The sequence below is a fragment of the Mesorhizobium sp. LHD-90 genome, assembly GCF_030929505.1.
Taxonomy (GTDB): domain Bacteria; phylum Pseudomonadota; class Alphaproteobacteria; order Rhizobiales; family Rhizobiaceae; genus Kumtagia.
In genome coordinates this window covers 196,362-214,769 of sequence record NZ_JAVFVV010000012.1, presented here as the reverse complement: position 1 = coordinate 214,769, position 18,408 = coordinate 196,362, and the positions used below count along the sequence as shown (strand labels likewise).

The window sequence follows — 18,408 nt, the reverse complement described above, 5'->3', positions numbered from 1 at the left end:
GTGAGACGGGCATTCTTATGAATGTTCATTCGGACCCTCCGACGAATCTGAAGCGTGGTAACTCCAGTCTCCTCGGTCAGGTCCGAATGGACAACCTTCTGAAAGCCCACACCTAGACCACTCCCAATTGCCGCGCCTCGTCCAATTTTTAGCAATTTCGTGTCCACGCCGCGCATGGTATCAAGCGCACTGAAAATGTCGAGACATCAACAATGACGGCAGTTTCGAGCCTCGGATAATGGCCTTTAAAGGGAAAGAGCAAAAAAGAACGGATAGCGAAGCCACTCCCTTATCGACCGTCGAGCGCTCCATGCGCGCCGGATTTGACGCATAACTATTGGCTATCCCCGGCACGACCTGACTTCTGTTGAGCCTACCCATTCCTCGCGATAACATCCTTCAGCGCGGCCTCGAACCTCAAAATCTCCTCGACCGTGTTGTAATGCACCAGCGACACCCGGATGCAGCCGCTGTCCATGGAGAGGTTGAGGCGTTTCATCAGGCGCGGCGCGTACATGTGGCCGTCGCGGATGCCGATGCCGAGTGCGGCCATTTCTTCCACGATCGTCTGCGGCGACAGTTTGCCGATGTTGAAGCAGAAGGTCGGCACGCGCTGCTCGATGTGCGCCTCATCGCCGATGCCGTAGATCGTCGCGCCGACGCCGTTCAAGACGCGCAGCATCTCGCGGGCGAGGAAGATCTCGTAGGCGCGGATTTCGGCCATGCCGGCGACGATGTTTTCGCGGCGCGAGCGGTTGTTGGCGGGCGCGAAATTGCGGCCGATCGATTCGAGGTAGCGCACCGCCGCGTCCATGCCGGAGACATTTTCGTAGACGAAGGTGCCGGCCTCCACCTTGTAGGGCGGCTCGTCGGGGATGAAATCCTCGCGGAAGGTGGGCAGGCGCTTCAGCGTCTCGAAGCGGCCCCACAGGAAACCCATGTGCGGAGAAAAGTTCTTGTAGCCGGAGCAGACGAGGTAGTCGCAGTCCCACATCTGCACGTCGATCAGCCCGTGCGGGCCGAAATGCACGCAGTCGAGGAAGACTTCGGCACCCGCCGCGTGGGCGATTGCCGCCACGGCCGCGACATCGACGATCGAGCCGATCGAATGCGCCGTCACCGTGCAGGCCACCAGCCGCGTGCGCTCCGAGAGCAGCGGGGCGAGGTCGTCGACATGCAGATTGCCGTCCTCGCGCATGCGCCACCATTTGAATTTTGCGCCAGCCGGTTCCAGCGCCAGCCAGGTGGCGATGTTGGCGTCGTGGTCCATATCGGTGACGATGATCTCGTCGCGCCCGTCCCCTTTCGCATTGGCCAGCATCTGGCCGATGCCGAGGCTGACGAGGCGGATAAAGGAGGTGGCGTTCATGCCGAAGCAGATTTCCTCCGGCCTGTAGGCGTTGATAAGCAGGGCGACGCTCTCGCGCGCCTCCGCCACCGAGCGGTCCACGGTGACACTGCGCCCATAGCGGCCGCCGCGCTGCACATTGTGGCCGACTAGATGGTTGGTCACGGCGTCGAGCACGCTTTGCGGGATCTGCGCGCCGGCGGCATTGTCGAAGAAGATGAAGTCGCCGGCCTGCTTCAGAGCCGGGAACATGGCGCGGATTCTTTCCACCGGAAATGACGTGGATTCGGCTTCAAGGGTCAGGTGCTGGTTCACGGGCGTTCCTTGTGGGTGGTTCGGGTGGGCCAACATCGGGCTCCTATTCGACGATTTTCCAGTACGAGTCCTTGCGGATCACCTTGCCGTCGCGAAACGTATAGAAGTCGCAACCCCGGACTTCCTTTTTCGTCCCGTCCGGGCTGGTCCCCGTCAGGGTCCATTTCGACATCCCGGTCTCGGCGGCCGAATCCACAAAATGCTGGTCGTCGCCGTAGTGGACATCGGGCAGGCCTGCGAAGCGCATCGCCAGTGCTTCGCGAACATTTCGTTTGCCCTCGAAGCGAGAACCCCAGGGCTTGCTTCCCCTGGGCATCTCCAGGACGCAATCGTCGGCAAAGAACCCCATGATGCGATCAAGATCGTGCGCGTTGAATGCCTCACACAGCTCCGTCAATGTCGATCGAATATCCATCGCCCGTCTCCTGATGATCGATATCTTGTCCGTGCACGTTCCGGGTATGAGATCCTGAGTCACCGCACCGCCGTCTTGGCGCGTTTCTCGACATAGCCGACCAGCCGCACCATCGGCCAAAGGAAGGCGAGATAGACGAGCGCCGCGCCGATCAGCGGCGACGGATTAGCGTAAAGCGCCTGGGCGTCGTTGGCTTCCTTGAGCAGTTCGGGCAGGGCGACGGCAGACGCCAGCGACGTGTCCTTGAACATCGACACGCAGTTGCTGGTGGTCGGCGGAATGACGACGCGGACCGCCTGCGGCAGCACGACTTTTCGCAGCGTCAGCAGGAAAGGGAGACCCAGCGCCTGCGCCGCCTCGAACTGGCCTTTTGGGATGCTCTCGATGCCGGAGCGGAACACTTCCGCCGAATAGGCCGCCAGCACCAGCGAGAACGCCATCACGGCCGACGCCCACGATGACAGGCGGATGCCGACGAAAGGCAGGGCGTAGTAGATGAGGATCAGCACCACCAGGATCGGCATGGCGCGGAAAATGTCGATGTAGCCGATGGCGAGCCAGCGGATCGGCCTTGGCGCATAGAGACGCACCAGGCTGATCAGCAGGCCGGCAGGCACGCCGATGCCGATGCTCATCAGTCCGAGCAGCAGCGTGTTTATGAGGCCGCGCATCAGCGCCGGGAAAGCCGAGGCCAGAACCTCGGCGTTGAAGAAGGTGTCGAGCAAGGTCATCGGCGTCCCCGACCAAAGGCTTGGCGCTTGTCTCCGAAACGATCGTGCCGGCGGAAGCCGGCACGACGCAGATCCGCGATGGGTTTAAAAGAATCAGGCTTTCGGCATTGGCGCTTCGGTGACCGTCGACGAGCCGGCCGGCGCATCGGTGCCGAACCACTTCTTGTGGATGGCGGCCAGCGTGCCGTCCTTCTTCATCTCGGTCAGCGCGCCGTTCAGCTTCTCCAGCAGCGGCGAGTCCTTGGTGACCATCAAGCCGTACTGCTCGCCCGTCTTGATGCGGTCGACCACGGCGAGGCCCTTCATCTTGGTGAAGGCATATTCCATGCCGGGGACGTCGCTGACAACGCCGTCGACACGGCCGGCAGCGAGGTCGAGCAGCACTTCCTGCTGGGTGTTGTAGCCCTTGATCTCGGCAAAACCCTGGGCCGCCTGATTGTCCTTCGACCACTTGTCGCCGGTCGAGCCGGAGAGCACGCCGACGATCTTGCCCTTGAGGTCGGCCAACGTCTTCACCGTGCCGTCGGTCTTGGCGGCGACGCCCATGTCGGAATCGTAGTAGGGTTGGGTGAAGGACTGCGAGCCGAGCCGCTCCTTGGTGATGGTGATCGACGAGATCGCCACGTCGATGCGGCCGGAGCTGGTGGCTGCGAACAGCGGCTGGAAGTCAAGACCCTGGATGTTGACCGTCATGCCGATGCGCTTTGCCGCGTCGGTGACGATGTCGACCTCGAACCCTTCGAAATTGCCGCTCTCGGCCTTGTATTCGAAGGGCGGATTGTTCGGGTAGGAGCCGACATTCAGCACGCCCTCGGCATGGGCGGCGAGCGGGCCGGCGGCAAGGCCGATCGCGGCGGCGAGAATGATAAGGTTGCGGCGTGTAAAGCTCATGGTACGTTCCCCTTGCTTGTTGATCCGCGCAGCTCGTGTCTGCGCGGATTGTTGCCGTCCCGCCTTCTGGCGGAACGTCATTTCATCGCTTCGACCATCCGGTCGAGCGCGGTCTCGATCTGCCTGGCATCGCGGCACACGCACATGCGCAGGAAGGCGTTGGCCGAGCTGCCGAACAGATAGCCGGGCGCCAGCCCTACATGCGCTTTTTCGAGGATGTCCGCGCAGGCTTTTCGCGAGTCGTTTTGGCCCTCCAGCGCGAAGAAGGCGTACATGCCGCCACGCGGCTTTTTCGGCAGGACGATGCCGGGTATGAGGGCAAGCTTGTCGTAGGCGAGGTCGAGCCCGGTCTTGATCCGCTGGCGGATCTCGTGGACCAGCGGCTCGCCCTGGCGGATGGCGGCGTTGGCGCCGGCCTGGATCGGCCCGGCCGATCCGCTGTTGATGTATTGCGTCATCGCGCCGAGCTGGTCGGCGACGCCGGAGGGATGCGTCAGCCAGCCCAGCCGCCAGCCGGTCATCGCCCAGGCCTTGGAAAAACTGTTGACGGCGAGCACCCGGTCGCCGTCCTCGGCGACCTGCAGGATGGAAGGCGCCACCTCGCCGTCGAAATAGAGGCGGGCATAGACTTCGTCGGAGATGATCCAGATGCCGGTGCGTCGGCTGAACTCCAGCAGCGCCAGCATCTCCTCGCGGCTCGCCGTCCAGCCGGTGGGATTGGAAGGCGTCGACAGGAAGATGGCGCGGGTGCGCGCGTCGCACGTGGCAAACAGTTTTTCGAGGTCGAGCCGCCAGTCGCCGTCGAAATCGAGATGGAAGGGCCGCGGCTCGCCGCCGATCAGGTGGATGGCGTTGTGGATGTTGGGCCATTGCGGCGCGACATAGACGACGTTGGTGCCGACATCGACCAGGAGTTCCAGCGCGAAATACAGCGCCTGCATGCCGCTCGGCGTCACCGTCGTGCGAGAAACCGGGATGTGCTGTCCGTGCAAGCGTGTCTGATACTCTGACAGCGCCTCGATCAGCGGCTCGTAGCCGCGCATGTTGGGGATATAGAAGGTCAGGCCGTCGTCGAATGCCTGTTTTGCGGCGTCGCGGATGAAGGCCGGCGTCACCATGTCGCCTTCGCCGTACCACAGAGCGATGACGTCGCCGATCTCGCGGGCGCGCATGGCGAGGTTGGCGATGGTTTCGGTGTGCAGGTCGCGGATCTGGGCGCGAATGCCGTCGAATGCGTAGCGCGCCTTGGCCACGGACGACGACTGGGGCGGCATGAAAGACAAGGACAAAAACCCTTCGAGCGTACAACAAGCGGATGGCGTCGCTGGATGAGCTTTCAGGCGGCTGACGCGATCAGCAACGGAATGCTTATCCGAAGCGCGGCGGTTTTCAAGGTGAAAGTTTTAAGCTTAAAAAGATTGATGCGGCATTTTCTTCAAGGACAGGTCATGCATAACGGCAGGCCTGCCTCGGCTCAGCCATTCCGGACACCGTCGGCTCCGCTGACTGCCGCGCCCTTCTGCGCCGCCCCGCAGCCCGCCTCCACAGCCGCCCCCAAAAACATCGTGTCGCTGGCGAGGATGTAAAAGCTTGCGCCCTTTGCTGCCCATCGCGAGGTATCTTCTGGTTTGGCGCAGAAGATGCCGGCGATCTTGCCCGCTGCCAGCGTTGCCTCGATGATCGCGCCGATCGCCTGGCCGAGCTTTTCGGCGCCGTCCGGACCGATCGCGCCGAGCGACACGGAAAGGTCGCCCGGCCCGACGAACACCACGTCTACATCGTCCGTCGCGGCGATCTCGGCGGCATTGGCAAAACCTTCCGCCGTCTCGACCTGCACGGCGACGAGGATTTCGGCATTGGCGCGGCCGAGATAGTCGAAGATGCGGTAGCCGTATCCGGCAGCGCGCCCCGGCCCAACGCCGCGCTCGCCCAGCGGCGGATAGCGCGACGCCTTGACCACGGCGCGCGCCTGTTCGGCGGTGGAGACACGCGGCACCAGCACGCCGCTGGCGCCGCTGTCGAGTGCCGCCGCGATTGCCTCCGGCGCATGGCCCGGCACGCGCACCATCGCCGGCACTTGGTGGATGTCGGCGGCGCGCACGAGGTTTTCGAGCGTGTCCCGCCCGATCTGCGCGTGCTCCCAGTCGATGCACAGGAAATCCGGACCGGCCTGCGCGACGACCTCGACCGCCACCGGATGCGGGATCGCGGCGAACGTGCCGACCATGGCCTGCCGGCCCAAACATTTTTCGCGAAAGCCGGTCATCTTTTTCTCCTTCGGTCCACCTGCGACGAGACATAAGCCCAGATGCCGCCGCCGCGAAGCGGGCAGACGTTTCATGCTTGAAATATTTCGGCCAAGCCGTAGCGTGCCGCTCCGGAGGAAAACCGCATGGCGAAACCGCATCCGCTCAAAGGCCCGAACCGGCTGAAGCTTGGCGTCTTTTCCACCAACGCCGACGGCGGCCTGGCGATAACCGATGTGCCGGAGCGCTGGACGGCGAACTGGCCGGACAATCTGACTGCCGCGCAGATCGCCGACCGCGCCGGACTGGATTTTTTCCTGCCGATCGCCCGCTGGAAGGGCTTTGGCGGCAGGAACAGGGTGCGCGAGCATTCCTTCGAGACCTTCACCTGGGCGGCGGGGCTGGCGGCGGCGACCGAAAACATCGGCCTGTTCATGACCGTGCATGTGCCGCTGGTGCATCCGCTCTATGCGGCGAAGGCGCTGGCCACCGTCGACCACATCAGCCAGGGCCGCGCCGGCCTCAACATCGTCTGCGGCTGGAACCCGAAGGAATTCGGCATGTTCGGCACACCGCTGGTCGAGAAGGGCTATGACCAGGCGGCCGAATGGATCGACATCGTCGAAAAGCTCTACGCCTCGGACGAGCCGCTCGACCATGACGGCACCTACTACCATCTCAAGGAAGCCGTCAGCCGCCCCGCCAGCCTTCAGGCGCCGCGCCCTGTGACGATGAACGCGGCTTTCGGTGGGCCGGGCCGTGATTTCGCTGCCGCCCATTGCGACTATCTCTTCACCACCTTCTCCGAATTGTCCGATGCCGGCAAACATGTCGCCGACATAAGCGAGCGCGCCGACAAGGCCGGCCGCACCGTCGGCTGCTACACTGTCGCCCATGTCGTCTGCCGCGAAACGATGGAAGAAGCGCGCGCCTATTACGACCGCTATGCCGTGACCATGGCCGACCACGCGGCGGTCGACGCGCATATGGCCGGCAAGAAGGAATTCTCGCAGTCGCACGACGCCCACGCCTACGACCGCTACCGCCAGCGTTTTGCCGGCGGCGCGGGCAGCTATCCGCTGGTCGGATCGCCGGAGATCATTGCGGAGGAGATGGTCGCCATAGCCGGGCAGGGCTACGAGGGTATCGCGCTGTCCTTCGTCAACTATACGCAGGAGCTGCCCTATTTCTGCGACCGTGTCCTGCCGCTGCTGAGGAAGGCGGGGTATCGGGTGTAGGGCAGGATAGGTGGAAATTGCGGTTGAGTTTCGCACTCCGTCCAACACCCCTCATCCGACCTCGCTTCGCTCGGCCACCTTCTCCCACAAGGGGAGAAGGGGGAGTTTCGCGCCGGCCTTGCTGCCGATCGCCGACGCTGGAGATTTGCGGAGACGAAGCGGCAGTGCTCTCCCTTCTCCCCCTGTGGGAGAAGGTGGCCGAGCGAAGCGAGGTCGGATGAGGGGTGTTGAACGGAGTGGTCGGTCAATGGTCTTTCAACTGGCTGCAGGCGAACCAAAACCTCATGGCGCAGGACTCGCCAGCGGCTTGTCCGCTTCGACCACATAGGTCGCCAGCGCCTTGGCCGGCTTGTCGCCCACCGTCTTCACGTCATGCGCGGCGGCGGCCGGAATCTGATAGGAATCGCCGGTATTCAGCGTCTGGTCGGGCTGGCCTTCGACCGACATCAGCACCTCGCCTTCCAAGATGTATCCGGTCTCGACGCCGGGATGCGTGTGCCGCCCCGACGCGCCGCCCGGCGGGATTTCGGCGGTGCCCATCATCACCGTATAGCCGTCGGGATAGGCGAGCTTTTGCAGCGGCGTGCGCTTGATGCCGGCTGGCGCCTCCTGCGCGAACCCGGTCGCGGTCAGCAGCGCCAGCGACAGCGCGGCAACGGCGATCTTCAGCATGTCATATCCTCCCCTGTGAAATCTTGACGGGCGCCTGCGGGGCGCCTCCTGGCCTGTGCCGGTGGGTGGCAGCGCCGCGCGCCGCATGTTCGTAGATGCCGGTCATCAGGTCCAGCGCCCGCGCCGCGTCCCGCAGGCGCTCCGCGAGGTCCGGCAAGCGCGTCACCGGGTCGATCAAAAGGTCGGCGCGCACGTCGGCGTAGCGGTCGCAGACGTCGCGCCCGCGCTCAGTCGTGTCGTAGGTGACGCCGGAGCGGCCGCTGCCGCTGCGCACCACCAGCCCGCCCTTGATCAGCTTGCGCAGGCTGTACTGGATGTTGGGTATGTCCTGGCGGTTGGCCATGTGGGCGAGGTCGCGCACGCTTTTCGGCCGGTCGTTCATGCGGATCATGTGCAGCAGCGCGTTCTCCGGGCCGCTGGCGGAAAAGTCGGCGACCGAGGCCAGGCACTCCGCCTGCCAGTGGCCGAACGCCTCGAAGCAGCGGATCAGCGCGTATTCGAGTTCCGCCACGTCCATCTCCTGCGGGGTGCGGGCAAGATGCCAGGACCGGTCCAGCATCTTCTTCGGCTGCTCGGCGGACGGGGTGCGGCGCGTCATCAACAATCTCCTCCGGGCGGAAGATGCCTCAGCCCTGACCTTGCGTCCACATTGAAAATCAAATAGACTTTCTATCATAAAATTAAATCTAAAATGGGTTCATCGATGGAGGAGAATGCGATGACGCGCAACCGCATGTTCGACCGTGACCAGTTCCTGCTCGGCACTTTTGCGTCCAACTGCTCTGGCGGCATGACGGTGACCAAGCTTCCGGAGCGCTGGAAAAGCTCGTGGGACAACAATCTGAAGTTGGCAAAGCTGCTCGATGCGGCCGGCATCGATTTCATGCTGCCGATCGCCCGATGGATCGGCTACGGCGGCGAGACCAATTTCCACGGCAATGTGCTGGAGACCATCACCTGGGCCGCCGGCTTGCTGGCGCATACGCAGGACATCACCGTTTTCGCCACGACGCATACCGCCGCCAACCACCCGGTGGTGGTGGCAAAACAGCTTGCCACCATCGACCAGATCAGCGGCGGCCGCATCGGCCTCAACATCGTCGCCGGCTGGAACAAGCCGGAATACGAGGCGCTCGGCCTGACGCTGCCCGACGACCACGAGACCCGCTACGGCTACGCGCAGGAGTGGTTCGACATCGTCAAGGCGCTGTGGAGCCGTGAGGAAGCCTTCGACTGGGACGGAAAGTTCTTCACGCTGAAGAACGTGCTGGGCGACCCGCGCCCGTCCACGCCGCTGCCGATCCTCAACGCCGCCGGTTCCGAGCAGGGCCGCAAATTCGCGGTGCGTAACGCCGACTTCCTGTTCACGCCGGCGATCGACCTGTCGCGCTCGAAGGACGAGACCGCCGCGCTGAAACATCAGGGCAGGGAGGCCGGGCGCGACATCGACGTGCTGACCTTCTGCCATGTCGTCTGCCGCCCGACCGAGAAGGAGGCGAAGGACTACCTCCAGCATTTCGGCCAGACCAATGCCGACTGGGAGGCGGTCGACAATCTGGTCCGCCTGCAATTCGCCCATGCGCAGTCCTTCCCGCACGATCTGCTTGCGCTGATCCGCGACCGCATGGCGGCCGGCCACGGGGGCTTCCCGCTGACCGGAACGCCCGAGCAGGTCGCCGACGGCATCGCCTCGCTGCATCAGGCCGGGTTCAAGGGAACGACGCTGTCGTTCGTCGATTATGTCGAGGAGTTCCCGTATTTCCGCGATCATGTGCTGCCGCTGCTCGAACAGCGTGGCATCCGCATTGCTCGGCCTCAAGCTGCGGCGGCTGCCTGAGGCTACACGGTCAGGGGCAGCTTCCGATCCGCAAAGAGACCGGCGCCGCACACAGCGCCGGCCTTCGCCGCGCCGAGGCCTACTTCGCCAGTTCGCCCTTGACCTTATCGACCTCCTCGGCACTCATCTCGCCGACGGTGGTCACCTGGCCGTCCTTGATCCGCCACAGGCGGAACGGTCCGGTGATGTCGCCATACTGGTCGAAGGTTACCGGGCCGATGACGCCTTCGTATTTGATCGGCTTGCCTTCCTTGATCAGCGCCAGCGCTTTGGCGAACTCGTCCTTGCCGGCATGGATCGGCTCGCCGCCGGCAGCCGTGACTTCCGGGATCGCCGCCTTGATCGCCGCCGCGTCGCCCTTGCCGGCCTTGGCGATGGCGAGCGCCACGATCGCGCCGGCGTCATAGGAGCGGTCGGCCGCCGGCGCGTCCGGCTTGATACCGCCCGAGAAGGCCTCGTAGCCGCCGTAGAAATAGTCGGTGGAGGCGGTCTTGGCGGTGCCCGACGAGGTGCCGAAGGCGTCGTTGAGATATTGAGCCCCGACCGCGTCGATGAACTCGGAAGAATTCATGCCGTCATTGAGCAGGAATTTTGCCGGCCCGCCGCCGGAGATCCAGGCGCGCGCGATGGTTGCGCCGTCGACCGGATAGCTGACGAGGTAGAGCGCCTCGGGCTCGCCGGCCATGGCGGCACTGGCCTCCGACGAATAGCTCGCCTGCTTCTCGTTGTAGGGCGTGGTCGAGGTGATCGTGCCGCCGAGTTTTGTGTAGGCGGCCGAAAACTCCTTCATCATGTTGACGCCGAAATCATTGTTGACGTGGATGATGGCGATCTTCTTCAGCCCCTGGTCGATGGCGTATTTCGCCGCCGCCGTGCCCTGCAGCGCGTCGGACGTGATGGTGCGGAAGAACACGCCGTTGGTCTTGCCGTCGCGGGCAAGCTGGGTCAGCGTCGGCGAGGACGAGGCGGGCGACACCTGCACGACGCCGGCAGGCGCCGTCACCGAGGTCAGGATCGGGATCGACACCGACGAGATGATGCCGCCGATGACCACCGGCACCTTCTTGATGTTGACGAGCTGCGTCGCCTGGTCGACGGCGACGTTGCCCTGGCTCTGGCTGTCGCGCGTGTCGGTCACGAGCTTGCAGCCGCCGACGCCGCCCGCCTCGTTGAAATCGCGGAACGCCATCTCGACCGATTTCGCCCCGGCCTGGCCGTAGGCGCCGGCCGGGCCGGTCAGTTCCATGACGACGCCGACGGTGATGTCGCAATCGGCGGCCATGGCGGGCAGGGCGCCCATGGCGGTCAGCAGCGTGGTGGCAAGCAGTAGTTTTTTCATGTCAGTTCCCCTTCTGGTTTGACCGACTCCCGGCGGCCGTTGGTTCATTTGCAGATAAAAGTCAGTCCGGGTCGCCTGGCGCGGGCGTCAGGCGGCCCCCTTGTTCAGATTGTATTTCATGATCGAGCCGTGGCGGCCGTGTCGGTCGCGCTCCAGCGTGTAGACGTCATGCTCCAGTTCCTTTGCGCCCGCCAGCACAGCGGTGATCCCCGCATTGTCTTGCTCAGTCAGCGCGACGTCGGAAATGGCGAGATTGGCATCGAGATGGTCGCGGGTGCGCGCCCCGACGATGACGCCCGCCACAGCCGGACGGGATAGCATCGCCGCACTTGCGACCGTGGCGATGTCGACGCCATGCCGGTCGGCGATGCCACGCAGGGTTCTCAGCAGCGCCTGGAAAAGATCCCAGCCGCCGATGTCGTCGATAATCAATTTGTATTTGACCAGCGACCGGTTCTCCAGCGCATCATCAGGCTCGGCCACGCCCAGCCAGCGGTCGCCGAGGAAGCCCCCCGCCACCGTTCCGTAGCAGAGCAGCGAGACGCCATGCTCGATCGCGGCAGCGACCTTGCGTTTTGCCGGGCGGTTGTCGAGCAGGGAATACTGCACCTGCATGGAGGTCAGCGGCACGCCGGCCTCGATCATTTGCAGCATGCGGCCGGTGTCGAAATTGGTGGCGCTGACCTTGTGGATCTTGCCGGCCCGCCGTAGTTCCTCCAGCCAGACCGACGTTTCCAGCCAGCGGTCCGCCGCATAATCCCACCAGTGGAACTGCACGAGATCGAGCCGTTCCATCTTTAGCCGCCGCAGCGACTGGTCGATCAGGCTTTCCACCTGGCTTTTGCTTATGCGCGGCAGGATTTCGAGGTCGGGCACGAATTTGGTGTGCACCTTGATGTGGTCCAGCGCCTCCTGCCCGCGCAGGTCGCGGTAGCGGAGACGGAAACGGCCGATCAGGTCCTCGACGCCGGTATAGATGTCGGCGCAGTCGAAGGTGGTTATGCCGGCGTCGGCGAAGGCGATCAGGTCGGCGACGGGATCGTCGCTGCGCACCGCGCCGTGGCCTGACGCCATCTGCCAGCCGCCGCGGATGACCCGAGAGATCTCATAGTCCGGCGCGAGTTTTATGCGCTGCATGGTCGTCGCCTCATTCGTCATCGAGCGGCACCGCCGTGGTCTCGGCATGGCTGAAGCGGCGCAGCCCGAGCCGCGTGATCCTGAGCCGCGATCCGCAATGCGGGTCGGGGCAGGCGATCTCGGCGTCCGTGGTCATCCAGTCGTTTTTGTGCGTGGGCCGCTGCTTGGCGGCGAGAAGCGGGAGCACGGACGACAGCGAATAGATCGAGATGCCCTGGCCGGGGGGCAGGTGCAGCATCTCGCCGCGCAGTTCGAAATGATCGCCGACCTTGGCGCCGCAATAGATCTTCGCGCCCTCGTCGGCCACCACCTCGACGCGCAGGTCGAACAGGTCGAAGGAATCGTCGCGCTCAGCCATAGGCCACGCTCCTCTCTTTCGTGTCGTCGGCATCGAGGCGGCTGCGCACGAGGTTGAACGAGCGGGTGATGTCGTCGGTGAGGGCCGCGACCGAACCCGCCTCGTCGCCTCGCTCCAGCGCCTCGATCAGCGCCCAGTGGTAGTGCGTGGCAGAGATGTCGCGGTGCTCGTCGTGGATCTGCGCGGCGGCGCGCACATAGGGACCGGATTGCAGCCACAGGCTTTCGACGATCGGGATCAGCACCGGCGATCCGGCGGCGCGATAGATGTAGAAATGGAAATCGTGGTTGAGTTCCGACGTGTGATGCGCCTTGTCCTCGTCCACCTTGCGGAAGGCCTCCTCGCAATCCTCGGTCAAGTGGCGCAGGCGGGAAAAATCGTCGGCCGTCAGCCGGGGCAGCGCCAGCGCCGTGACTTGGCCCTCGATCAGCCGGCGGGCGCGGGCGAGGTCATCGAGCCGCTCGCGGGTGATCAGCGGCACGCGCACGGTGCGGTTGGGCAGCGCCTCCAGCGCCTGTTCAGAAACCAGCCGCCCCAGGGCCTCGCGCACCGGCATGGTGCTGGTCTGCAAGGTTTCCGCGAGGTCCTGGATGCGCAGCATGTCGCCGGCGTCGAACATGCCGTGGATCAGCGAGCGGCGCAGTTCCGAATAGACGCGGTCGTGCAGCGTCTCACGCCCCACCGGAGAAAGCGCGCCGCGCCGGCTCATGTGGAATGACCCGTGGCGCATTTGTCTTGAAAGTTGGCGCCGAAGCGCTGTGTGCTGATCCTATGCGTCGCAACCGCACCCGATGCCGCAAGCAGCCAGCGCTCGTCATAAAATTCGCGGACTGCATTTCGCCGATCGGACATTGGTCGCCGCCGTCAGAGCCGTGAGCCGACAATCCTCAATTTTCTAGTTGCAATGTTCTTCGCTGTAAAGTTTGATCAAACATCATCTATCAAAAATTCGCGGCCACCCACATGCCAAAGGCAGGAGCGCAACACGGTCCGACGTCCCCCCTCATCGAGGCGCGCGGGCTGGTGAAACAGTTCGGCGGGCTGCGGGCTGTCGACGGCATGTCGATCTCATTGGCACGAGGCGAGATGCTGGGGTTGATCGGCCCCAACGGCGCCGGCAAGACGACTTTGTTCAACCTGCTGGCCGGCAGCCTGAAACCGACCGCCGGTACGATCGTCGTTGCCGGCGAGGATCTGTCGCGGCGCGGCCCGGAGCGGCGCATAGAGCGCGGCGTTGGCCGCACCTTCCAGATCCCAAAACCTTTCGCAGAGATGACGGTGCTGGAAAACGTGCTGGCCGGTGGCCAACACCAGGCCGGCGAGAGCATCTGGATGAATTTCTTGCGGCCCGGCCGCGTGGCGGCGGAGGAGAGGGCGGCTGTCGAGAAAGCGCGGTCGCTGCTGGACTTCGTCACTCTGTCGCATCTAGAGGGCGAGCCGGCGCGGGTGCTTTCCGGCGGCCAGCGAAAACTGCTCGAACTGGCGCGCATCCTGATGGCCGACCCGCAGGCGATTCTGCTCGACGAGCCGGCGGCGGGCGTTAACCCGACGCTGCTCGAACTTATCATCGACCGCGTGCTCGACCTCAACGCCCGGGGAAAATCGATCCTGCTGATCGAGCACAATATGGAGATGGTGTCGCGGCTGTGCGGGCGCGTCGTCGTCATGGCCGCCGGCCGCTATCTCACCGAGGGTGCACCGGCCGACGTGTCGCGCGATCCGGCCGTGGTCGATGCCTATCTCGGCGGAGTGGCGGCATGAGTACGTCTCAGCCGGCGCTTGCTACACAAAACCTCGTCGCCGGCTACGAGCGCGACCTGCCGATCGTGCGTGGCGTCGATTTCTCCGTCCGCAAGGGTGAACTGGTCGTCGTCCTCGGCCCCAACGGCGCGGGCAAGTCGACTTTCGTCAAGGCCATCGCCGGCCTTGTTCCCATCCACTCCGGAACGGCGCTGCTGGGCGGCGCGGACATCACCGACGTTCCCGCACATGAAAAAATCCGGCATGGCTTGGCTTTCGTGCCGCAGACCGAAAACATCTTCGCGACGCTGACCATCGAGGACAATCTGCGGCTGGCTGCCGACATCCTGCCGAGGGAGCGGCAGGCGCGACGCATCGCCGACCTCTATAAAATGTTCCCTGACCTCGCGGCGCGGCCGTCGCTGCGGGCGGGGCAGCTTTCCGGTGGCCAGCGCCAGATGCTGGCTGTTGCTCGCGCCCTGATCGTCGAGCCCGCAGTGCTGATCCTCGACGAGCCCTCGGCCGGCCTGTCGCCGAAAATCGTCGGCGAAGTGTTTTCCCGGCTCAAATCGATCAACCAGGCCGGCGTCACCATCATCCTGGTCGAGCAGAACGTGAAGGCGGCGCTCGCCATCGCCGACCGCGCCGTCATCCTGGTCGAAGGCCTCGTGCGCCACGAGGGTCCGGCTGCGACGCTGGCCGACGACCCGATCGTCGCCGAACTCTATCTCGGCGTGCGCCACGAGCGGAGGGCGTCGTGAACCCGCAGGCGCTCATGGATGGGCTCATCACCGGCTCGATGATCGGACTTGGGGCTGTCGGCGTGACGCTGACCTATTCGATCCTGCGCTTCGCCAATTTCGCACATGGCGAGCTCATCGCCTGGGGCGCCTATTTCGCGCTTGCCGTCGCCGGCGTTCTCGGCGCGGTTTCCGGCGGTTTCCTGGCGCCGATCGGCCCGTTCTCGTTCGGTTGGGCGCTGCCGATCGGCCTGCTCGCGGCCGTGGCGCTCACCGGCGGCCTTGCGCTGGTCGTCGACGCGCTGCTGTTCGGCCGGCTGCGGAGTCAGCGTAGCACCGTCATCATCATGGTCATGGCGAGTTTCGGCGCGGCGCTGACGCTGCGCAGCCTGCTCGAATTCATCTTCACGTCGAAGCCGGCCTATTACACACAGGCGCTGCAGATCGCCCTGCCGCTCGGCGGCGGTATTCGCGCGACGCCCGACCAGCTTCTGTCCCTGGCCGTCGCGGCCGTGCTGGTGGTCGCCATCCACCTGCTTTTGACCCGCACCGCGATCGGTCGTTCGATGCGCGCCGTCAGCGAAAACCCGGCGCTGGCGGGCGTCGTCGGCATCGAGGTGCGCAAGGTGGTCCGCGTGGTCTGGCTGCTCGGCGCGGGGCTCGCCGCCGTCGCCGGCATAAGCGCCGGCCTGCTGGTGCAGGTGCGGCCGCAGATGGGTCTCGACCTGCTGCTGCCGCTCTTCGCCGCCGCTATCCTCGGCGGCATCGGCAGCGTTCCCGGCGCCATGCTCGCCGGGCTGATCGTCGGCCTTTCCGAGGCCTTTGCCGTGCAACTGATCGGCGCCGAATGGCGAGCCGCCATCGCCTTCGTCATCCTCGTTCTTGTCCTGCTCATCCGCCCGCAAGGCATTTTCGGGAGGCCGGAATGAGCGTTGAACTGGTCGCCTACGCGGCCTTCTTCCTGACCATGGCGCTGACCTACGCCATCATGTGCCTGGGGCTGAACGTGCAATGGGGCCAGACCGGCCTGTTCAATGTCGGCGTCGCCGGCTTCGTGGCTATCGGCGCCTATGTATCGGCGTTGCTGACCACGCCGGACACGCCGGAGCGTTTCGGCGGCTTCGGCATGCCGATCGCCGTTGGCTGGCTGGGTGCGGCGCTCGCCGCCGGGCTGGTCTCCTTCCTTATCGGAGCGCTGACCATCCGCCTGCGCGCCGACTATCTCGCCATCGCCACTTTCGGCGTCGCCGTCGCCGTGCAACTCGTCGCCCTCAACCTCGAGCCGGTTACCGGCGGGCCGTTCGGTATCGGCTTCATTCCCCGTCCATTCGCCGACCTGGCCGGCAATCCGCTCGCCTTCTCCCTCGCCAACCTGGCGCTGCTCGCCGCTGTCGTCGTAGCGCTCTACCTCGCGCTCGAACGCCTCGTGCGTAGCCCGTGGGGCCGCGTGCTCCGCGCCATCCGCGAGGACGAGGCGGCGGCCCGCGCGCTGGGCAAGAACGCTACGAAATTCCGTCTCCAGGCCTTTGCCATCGGTGGCGGTATCATGGGGCTGGCAGGCGCTGCACAGGCGCATTTCATCGGCTTCATCGCGCCGGACAATTATGTGCCGATGCTGACCTTCCAGGTCTGGGCCATGCTGATCGTCGGCGGTTCCGGCAACAATCGCGGCGCCATCCTCGGCGCGGTGCTCGTCTGGGGCATATGGGCCGGATCTGCCGGCGCGTTCGCCGCACTGTTCCCGCCGGGTGAGCAGGCGCGCGCCGCCGCCTTGCAGATCGTCATGATCGGCGTCGCCCTCTGCGCCATCCTGCTGCTGCGCCCGCGCGGCATTCTGGGCGAGGAGCGCGTCGTCTCGCGTCATCTCGGCCGGTTGTCGCAATTGCGCCGCGCCGGGCCGCAACCAACCGACAAGGAGACGTCCCGTGCCGGCAATCCCTGACCGCATCGCGCTTGATGAAATCCTGTCGATCAGCCGCCTTGTCTGCGGCCTGTGGCAGGTCGCCGACCTCGAAAAGGACGGCACGCTGCTCGACCCGGAGCAGGGCGCCGACGCGCTCGACGCCTATGCCCGTACCGGCTTCGACACGTTCGACATGGCCGATCATTATGGCAGTGCCGAACTGATCACGGGGCGGCTGCTCGCCCGCTACCAGCACGACCCACGGCCCGTTGCCTTAACGAAATGGTGCCCGGAGCCCGGTTCTATGACGGCCGACATCGTCCGCAAGGGCGTGCGGGAACGCCTCGACCGGCTTGGCGTCGACAAGGTCGACCTGCTTCAGTTCCACTGGTGGACCTTTGAGCATCCCGCCTGGCTCGATGCCCTGCACGAGATGGCGCGGCTAAAGGAGGAAGGGCTGATCGGCGCGATCGGCGTCACCAATTTCGACGCCGCGCATCTGGCGCTGGCGCTGGCCGACGGCGTGCCGATCGCCACCAATCAGGTGTCTTTCTCGCTGGTCGACCGCCGCGCCGCCGGCGCCCTGTCGGACCTCTGCCGGGCGAGGGGGGTGAAACTGCTCGCTTACGGCACTCTGTGCGGCGGCTTCCTCGCCGACAGATGGCTCGGCCGGCCGGAGCCCACCGCAATCACTGACTGGAGCCGCTCCAAATACAAGCGCTTCATCGACACGGCCGGCGGCTGGGAAGCTTTCCAGGGCATTCTGCGCGCCGCCGCCGCAATCGGGCGAAAACATGGCGTGTCGGTCTCCAACGTTGCCACTCGCTGGGTACTGGACCACAATGCCGTTGCCGCCGCGATCGTTGGCGCGCGTCTCGGCGAGAGCGAGCACCGTGCCGACAATCTGAAGGTTTTTGGATTCTCGCTGAACGCCGAGGATCGTGCTGCCCTGGACGCCGCTTTCGCCGCTACCAAACCCATTCCCGGCGACTGCGGCGACGAATACCGCAGGCCGCCCTATCTCACCGCCTCCGGCGATTTGAGCCATCACCTCGATACCATCCCGTCGATCTATACCGCGGAGCCGGTGCCCGGCCGGCCGGGCCGCAGCCAGGTCTCGTCGGGCAGCGTCTGGGAACCGATCGCCGGCTACAGCCGCGCCGTGCGGGTCAAGGACACCATTTGCGTGTCGGGCACCACGGCCACGCATGCCGCCGACCGCTGCATCGCGCCCGGCGACGCCGGCGCTCAGACCACCTACATCCTCGACAAGATCGCCGCTTCCATTTCGGCACTCGGTGGCTCGCTGGAGGATGTCGTTCGCACCCGCATCTATTTGCGCGACGCCGCCCAATGGGAGCCTGTGTCGCGCGCCCATGGCTGCGTGTTCGGCGACATCAAGCCGGCCAATACCTTGATCGAAACCGGAGCCCTGATCGGCGATTACGAGGTCGAGATCGAGGCGGAAGCAGTGGTCGACTAAGGTGTTAGTGACCCG

The 18,408-nt window shown here is 65.0% G+C and carries 19 protein-coding genes; 7 read left to right on the top strand and 12 right to left on the bottom strand.

Features of this window, described 5'->3' with window-relative positions; genetic code table 11:
• Positions 1–373 precede the first annotated feature (373 nt).
• From RB623_RS18765 to RB623_RS18740, 6 genes are all read right to left on the bottom strand, one after another.
• On the bottom strand, positions 374–1,663 hold the full coding sequence (locus RB623_RS18765; protein ID WP_308058439.1) for a cysteine desulfurase-like protein: 1,290 nt from the start codon (positions 1,661–1,663) through the stop codon (positions 374–376).
• Positions 1,664–1,706: 43 nt separating this feature from the next.
• Positions 1,707–2,078 carry a nuclear transport factor 2 family protein gene (locus tag RB623_RS18760; protein ID WP_308058438.1) on the bottom strand — a complete coding sequence of 124 codons (372 nt, stop codon included), beginning with the start codon at positions 2,076–2,078 and terminating at the stop codon, positions 1,707–1,709.
• 59 nt (positions 2,079–2,137) lie between these two features.
• Positions 2,138–2,809 carry an amino acid ABC transporter permease gene (locus RB623_RS18755; protein WP_308058437.1) on the bottom strand — a complete coding sequence of 224 codons (672 nt, stop codon included), beginning with the start codon at positions 2,807–2,809 and terminating at the stop codon, positions 2,138–2,140.
• Between the two features lie 93 nt (positions 2,810–2,902).
• A complete protein-coding gene (locus tag RB623_RS18750) occupies positions 2,903–3,700 on the bottom strand; it encodes an ABC transporter substrate-binding protein (RefSeq protein WP_308058436.1) in 798 nt (265 codons plus the stop codon).
• Between the two features lie 77 nt (positions 3,701–3,777).
• A complete protein-coding gene (locus RB623_RS18745; protein WP_308058456.1) occupies positions 3,778–4,974 on the bottom strand; it encodes a pyridoxal phosphate-dependent aminotransferase in 1,197 nt (398 codons plus the stop codon).
• A gap of 200 nt (positions 4,975–5,174) precedes the next feature.
• Positions 5,175–5,966: an aldolase/citrate lyase family protein gene (locus tag RB623_RS18740; protein ID WP_308058435.1), complete on the bottom strand. Its 792-nt coding sequence runs from the start codon at positions 5,964–5,966 to the stop codon at positions 5,175–5,177.
• Positions 5,967–6,092: 126 nt separating this feature from the next.
• On the opposite strand from RB623_RS18740, the gene RB623_RS18735 reads away from it, so the two are divergent.
• Positions 6,093–7,184 carry an LLM class flavin-dependent oxidoreductase gene (locus RB623_RS18735; RefSeq protein WP_308058434.1) on the top strand — a complete coding sequence of 364 codons (1,092 nt, stop codon included), beginning with the start codon at positions 6,093–6,095 and terminating at the stop codon, positions 7,182–7,184.
• A 282-nt stretch (positions 7,185–7,466) separates the two neighbouring features.
• Here the strand turns inward: RB623_RS18735 and RB623_RS18730 are convergent, their stop codons facing one another.
• Together RB623_RS18730 and RB623_RS18725 are read right to left on the bottom strand one after the other, a co-directional pair.
• Positions 7,467–7,856 (bottom strand): cupin domain-containing protein, encoded by a 390-nt coding sequence (locus RB623_RS18730; protein WP_308058433.1) that lies wholly within the window; start codon positions 7,854–7,856, stop codon positions 7,467–7,469.
• Between the two features lies 1 nt (position 7,857).
• The gene (locus RB623_RS18725) at positions 7,858–8,454 is read right to left on the bottom strand and encodes a winged helix DNA-binding protein (protein WP_308058432.1); all 597 of its coding nucleotides are present in this window, start codon (positions 8,452–8,454) and stop codon (positions 7,858–7,860) included.
• A gap of 120 nt (positions 8,455–8,574) precedes the next feature.
• Here RB623_RS18725 and RB623_RS18720 point away from each other — a divergent pair, with 120 nt between their 5' ends.
• Complete coding sequence (locus RB623_RS18720; RefSeq protein WP_308058431.1) at positions 8,575–9,693, top strand: LLM class flavin-dependent oxidoreductase; 1,119 nt, start codon at positions 8,575–8,577, stop codon at positions 9,691–9,693.
• 79 nt (positions 9,694–9,772) lie between these two features.
• Here RB623_RS18720 and RB623_RS18715 read toward each other — a convergent pair whose 3' ends face one another.
• The 4 genes from RB623_RS18715 to RB623_RS18700 all read right to left on the bottom strand — a co-directional run bounded on the left by RB623_RS18715 (position 9,773) and on the right by RB623_RS18700 (position 13,236).
• Positions 9,773–11,032, bottom strand: coding sequence for an ABC transporter substrate-binding protein (locus RB623_RS18715; protein ID WP_308058430.1), 1,260 nt, complete (start codon positions 11,030–11,032; stop codon positions 9,773–9,775).
• 87 nt (positions 11,033–11,119) lie between these two features.
• Positions 11,120–12,169, bottom strand: coding sequence for an aldo/keto reductase (locus RB623_RS18710; protein WP_308058455.1), 1,050 nt, complete (start codon positions 12,167–12,169; stop codon positions 11,120–11,122).
• Between the two features lie 10 nt (positions 12,170–12,179).
• A complete protein-coding gene (locus RB623_RS18705; RefSeq protein WP_308058429.1) occupies positions 12,180–12,527 on the bottom strand; it encodes a TIGR04076 family protein in 348 nt (115 codons plus the stop codon).
• Complete coding sequence (locus RB623_RS18700) at positions 12,520–13,236, bottom strand: GntR family transcriptional regulator (protein ID WP_308058428.1); 717 nt, start codon at positions 13,234–13,236, stop codon at positions 12,520–12,522. Before RB623_RS18700 ends, RB623_RS18705 begins: the two co-directional genes overlap by 8 nt.
• Positions 13,237–13,490: 254 nt before the next feature.
• Here RB623_RS18700 and RB623_RS18695 point away from each other — a divergent pair, with 254 nt between their 5' ends.
• The 5 genes from RB623_RS18695 to RB623_RS18675 are packed head-to-tail and all read left to right on the top strand — an operon-like array spanning position 13,491 to position 18,393.
• Positions 13,491–14,288: an ABC transporter ATP-binding protein gene (locus tag RB623_RS18695; protein WP_308058427.1), complete on the top strand. Its 798-nt coding sequence runs from the start codon at positions 13,491–13,493 to the stop codon at positions 14,286–14,288.
• A complete protein-coding gene (locus RB623_RS18690) occupies positions 14,285–15,028 on the top strand; it encodes an ABC transporter ATP-binding protein (RefSeq protein ID WP_308058425.1) in 744 nt (247 codons plus the stop codon). Before RB623_RS18695 ends, RB623_RS18690 begins: the two co-directional genes overlap by 4 nt.
• Positions 15,025–15,936, top strand: a complete 912-nt coding sequence (locus tag RB623_RS18685; RefSeq protein WP_308058424.1) for a branched-chain amino acid ABC transporter permease — start codon at positions 15,025–15,027, stop codon at positions 15,934–15,936. The genes RB623_RS18690 and RB623_RS18685 overlap by 4 nt, the downstream gene beginning before the upstream one ends.
• Complete coding sequence (locus RB623_RS18680) at positions 15,933–16,949, top strand: branched-chain amino acid ABC transporter permease (RefSeq protein ID WP_308058422.1); 1,017 nt, start codon at positions 15,933–15,935, stop codon at positions 16,947–16,949. Before RB623_RS18685 ends, RB623_RS18680 begins: the two co-directional genes overlap by 4 nt.
• The gene (locus RB623_RS18675; protein ID WP_308058421.1) at positions 16,933–18,393 is read left to right on the top strand and encodes an aldo/keto reductase; all 1,461 of its coding nucleotides are present in this window, start codon (positions 16,933–16,935) and stop codon (positions 18,391–18,393) included. Before RB623_RS18680 ends, RB623_RS18675 begins: the two co-directional genes overlap by 17 nt.
• Positions 18,394–18,408 lie beyond the last annotated feature (15 nt).

Coding starts and splice junctions, on each gene's coding strand:
- RB623_RS18710 (WP_308058455.1), bottom strand. CDS start 12,169: ATGCAGCGCATAAAACTCGCGCCGGACTATGAGATCTCTCGGGTCATC.
- RB623_RS18730 (WP_308058433.1), bottom strand. CDS start 7,856: ATGCTGAAGATCGCCGTTGCCGCGCTGTCGCTGGCGCTGCTGACCGCG.
- RB623_RS18700 (WP_308058428.1), bottom strand. CDS start 13,236: ATGAGCCGGCGCGGCGCGCTTTCTCCGGTGGGGCGTGAGACGCTGCAC.
- RB623_RS18745 (WP_308058456.1), bottom strand. CDS start 4,974: ATGCCGCCCCAGTCGTCGTCCGTGGCCAAGGCGCGCTACGCATTCGAC.
- RB623_RS18750 (WP_308058436.1), bottom strand. CDS start 3,700: ATGAGCTTTACACGCCGCAACCTTATCATTCTCGCCGCCGCGATCGGC.
- RB623_RS18690 (WP_308058425.1), top strand. CDS start 14,285: ATGAGTACGTCTCAGCCGGCGCTTGCTACACAAAACCTCGTCGCCGGC.
- RB623_RS18720 (WP_308058431.1), top strand. CDS start 8,575: ATGACGCGCAACCGCATGTTCGACCGTGACCAGTTCCTGCTCGGCACT.
- RB623_RS18740 (WP_308058435.1), bottom strand. CDS start 5,966: ATGACCGGCTTTCGCGAAAAATGTTTGGGCCGGCAGGCCATGGTCGGC.
- RB623_RS18725 (WP_308058432.1), bottom strand. CDS start 8,454: ATGACGCGCCGCACCCCGTCCGCCGAGCAGCCGAAGAAGATGCTGGAC.
- RB623_RS18755 (WP_308058437.1), bottom strand. CDS start 2,809: ATGACCTTGCTCGACACCTTCTTCAACGCCGAGGTTCTGGCCTCGGCT.
- RB623_RS18715 (WP_308058430.1), bottom strand. CDS start 11,032: ATGAAAAAACTACTGCTTGCCACCACGCTGCTGACCGCCATGGGCGCC.
- RB623_RS18735 (WP_308058434.1), top strand. CDS start 6,093: ATGGCGAAACCGCATCCGCTCAAAGGCCCGAACCGGCTGAAGCTTGGC.
- RB623_RS18680 (WP_308058422.1), top strand. CDS start 15,933: ATGAGCGTTGAACTGGTCGCCTACGCGGCCTTCTTCCTGACCATGGCG.
- RB623_RS18695 (WP_308058427.1), top strand. CDS start 13,491: ATGCCAAAGGCAGGAGCGCAACACGGTCCGACGTCCCCCCTCATCGAG.
- RB623_RS18705 (WP_308058429.1), bottom strand. CDS start 12,527: ATGGCTGAGCGCGACGATTCCTTCGACCTGTTCGACCTGCGCGTCGAG.
- RB623_RS18760 (WP_308058438.1), bottom strand. CDS start 2,078: ATGGATATTCGATCGACATTGACGGAGCTGTGTGAGGCATTCAACGCG.